The 2,891-nt window shown below is 64.5% G+C and carries 3 protein-coding genes and 1 pseudogene; all 4 read left to right on the top strand.

Annotated elements, in window-relative coordinates; genetic code table 11:
- On the top strand, window positions 1–752 hold a 752-nt coding region (gene octT, locus RWT78_RS29000; protein WP_314682896.1), incomplete at its 5' end, for a diglucosylglycerate octanoyltransferase.
- A 4-nt stretch (window positions 753–756) separates the two neighbouring features.
- Entirely contained in the window at window positions 757–1,599 is an 843-nt protein-coding gene (locus tag RWT78_RS28995; protein WP_003944515.1) for a DegV family protein, read from the top strand.
- A gap of 81 nt (window positions 1,600–1,680) precedes the next feature.
- Window positions 1,681–2,562 carry a ComEA family DNA-binding protein gene (locus tag RWT78_RS28990; RefSeq protein WP_003944470.1) on the top strand — a complete coding sequence of 294 codons (882 nt, stop codon included), beginning with the start codon at window positions 1,681–1,683 and terminating at the stop codon, window positions 2,560–2,562.
- A pseudogene (locus tag RWT78_RS28985) lies at window positions 2,559–2,891 on the top strand (competence protein ComEC); the annotation flags it as partial. The gene RWT78_RS28990 and the pseudogene RWT78_RS28985, both read left to right, overlap by 4 nt.

Genomic DNA, 2,891 nt, shown 5'->3' with positions numbered 1-2,891 from the left:
GCCCCGTCCTCCTCGTACTCGCGGATTCGCTGTCGTATTTCGGCCCCAAAGGCGGCCTCGCGGCAGATCATCCACGCATCTGGCCCAACATCGTGGCCGACGAACTCGGCTGGGACGTCGAGTTGGTCGCCCGTATCGGATGGACGTGTCGCGACGCGTGGTGGGCACTGACTCAGGATCCTCGTGTGTGGGCGGCGGTGCCGCGGGCCGGCGCCGTCGTGTTCGCGGTCGGCGGGATGGACTCGCTGCCGTCCCCATTGCCTACCGCGCTCCGCGAGACCATCCGCTACGTTCGGCCACCCGCGCTTCGACGCGTGGTGCGCGAGGGTTATCAGTGGCTGCAGCCGCGGCTTGCACCTCTGGGCCGCCCGGTCGCACTTCCGCCCAAGCTGAGCGTCGAGTATCTGGAAAGCTCGCGAAATGCGTTGGAGTACATGCGGCCGGAACTGCCGATGATCGCGACCTTGCCGTCAGTGCATCGCAGCGATGCCTACGCGAGCGTGCATGCCGGCCGGCCGGCCGCCGTGTCTGCGATCACCGAGTGGGCTACGGAGAAAGACGTTCCCGTAGTCGACCTTGCGGATGCAGTGCGTGACAACGTCTTTTCCGAGAACGGCAATCCTGACGGCATTCACTGGGGTTGGGACGGTCACGTCGGCGTAGCCCGCGCGATGATCGCTGCGATTCGCGGGGTCGAGGCGCAGAAAGTGGTTTCGCCGGAACTGGTAGCACCGCCGAGTGAAGTCGGGTAGCAGAATGCCGGTCGTCGTCGTCACGGATTCCTCCGCCTGCATCCCGCAGGAGTCGGCCGACGCATGTGGCATTCAGGTTGTTCCGCTCCACGTGCTCCGTGACGGTTGCGACTTGCGAGAGGGCGTCGACGCAATGCCGAGCGACCTGTCGGGGGTGACAACGGCTGGAGCGTCGCCCGCCGAGTTGTCCGAAGCGTATGCACGCGCCCTGGACATGAGCGACGGTGACGGCGTTCTCGCCGTTCACATTTCACGTCAACTGTCGGGAACGTGGGAAGCCGGACGAGTCGCAGCCCAGGAATTCGGTGGCGCCGTCCGGATCGTCGATTCACAGTCCGCCGGTATGGGTTTGGGCTATCCGGCTCTCGAAGCTGCACGCTTGGCCGAGAAGGGCGCTTCACTCGAAGAGGCGTACGGCCGGGCGGTCGACGTAGCGAGCCGTGGGCGCTGCTACATCGTCGTCGACAAACTTGATCAATTGCGTAGGGGCGGACGAATCGGAACCGCGGCCGCACTGCTGGGCACTGCATTGGCGATGAAGCCGATCCTGCATCTGGTGGACGGCAAGCTGGTGCTCGGCGAGAAGACACGTACCACCACCAAAGCTCTTGCGCGCTTGGTGGATTCGGCAGTCGAACGCGCCGGTCTCGGTCGTGTGGCGATAGCCGTGCATCACATGCGCGCGCGAGAGCGTGCGGACGGGATAGCCGAACAGTTGGCCGAGCGCATTCCCGATGTAGCGGAATCCGTCGTCACCGACTTCAGTGCGGTTATCGGAGCGCACGTCGGTGTCGGCGCGATCGGTGTTGTGGTGTGCCCGTTGCCGGAGATCGACACGAGCGCCTGATCGTTTCTCCACAATCCGCGAGTTCTCCACAGATACAAATTGTTCGTCGTTGGCGGCGAGGTCTCTCGTTAGCGTCCAGTCATGAGGATCAGCGAGGAGCGCGAGCGGGCGCGTGATCGCCTCGCGGCGATGGACGGCAACTACCGGCGGCGACACGAGGACGTCGACGAATTCGAGGATTCAGGATCTTTCGAGAGGTCCCCCGAGTGGCTTCGGGACTTCGACGAGGACGACTACGAAGCTCAGCCCGACTCGTCACGGTTCGACCGATTGCCCGAACATTGGCGCGGTACACGTTGGCGCCCGAGTCGGTCGGCGACCTGGGTGTTGGCGATCGTTGCAGTTCTGGCCACGGGAATCGGCTTGTTCGCCGTGTGGTGGGATTCTCCGAGCATGCAGGCGGTCCCACCGTTGCCCTCGCCCCAGAATGTCACGGCGGAGAATGTGACTGCCGGCGATGGTGAATCAGCCAGTCCTGTACCGACCGGCGTCATGGCAGAGCAGCCGCCCGAGGCTGTGGTGGTCAGTGTCGTCGGACTCGTGCGCACGCCAGGGCTTGTCAATCTTCATTCGGGCTCGCGCATCGCCGACGCTCTTGCTGCGGCAGGTGGCGTGCTCGACGGAGCGGAGACGGTGGGCCTGAACCTGGCTCAGAAACTTGTCGACGGCGATCAGATCGTGGTTGGTGCGGCCGATCAGTCCGGTGGTGTTTCTTCGAGTACCACTGCAGGAGGGACCAGCCCCGCAGCTGCGGGGGAATCCGGCGGGGCTGGGCTGGTGAACCTCAATACCGCCACCGAGGCCGAACTGGACGAGCTTCCCGGGGTAGGGCCGGTAACGGCTGCGGCGATCATCTCCTGGCGCACATCCAACGGAAAATTCACGGACATAGAACAATTGGGGGAAGTCGACGGGATCGGCCCGGCAAGGTTGGCCAAATTGCGAGTGCTGGTGTCGGTGTGAACGAACCGGAGGTCCGGCCAGTTCTCGACGCTCGACTGCTTCCGTCTGCCGTCGCAGTGTGGGGGAGCAGTGCGGTGGGGACCTTGTACGGTGCGACCACTGCGTGGGTGCTGGCGGCGTGTGCGGTTCCAGCGGCGATCGTGGCTGTCGTAATTGTGCGCCGCACATCTGCGGGGTGGGCACGAATCATGTTGGCGGCATTACTGTTCGGTGTCGGGTGCAGTGTCGTCAGCGGATGGCGGGTGTCCGAGGCGGAGAGGCACCCACTGACCCGAGCTTCTCTCGAGGGAGCTTGGGTGAGTGTCGAAGTGGAACCCTCGGAGGATCCG

It is taken from the genome of uncultured Rhodococcus sp., assembly GCF_963525155.1.
Classification (GTDB): Bacteria; Actinomycetota; Actinomycetes; order Mycobacteriales; family Mycobacteriaceae; genus Rhodococcus_F; species Rhodococcus_F qingshengii.
This window is presented reverse-complemented; position numbering and strand designations above follow the sequence as displayed.

Excerpts from the sequence above, each read along its gene's own strand:
- RWT78_RS28995 (WP_003944515.1), top strand. The coding sequence starts at position 757 with ATGCCGGTCGTCGTCGTCACGGATTCCTCCGCCTGCATCCCGCAGGAG.
- RWT78_RS28990 (WP_003944470.1), top strand. The coding sequence starts at position 1,681 with ATGAGGATCAGCGAGGAGCGCGAGCGGGCGCGTGATCGCCTCGCGGCG.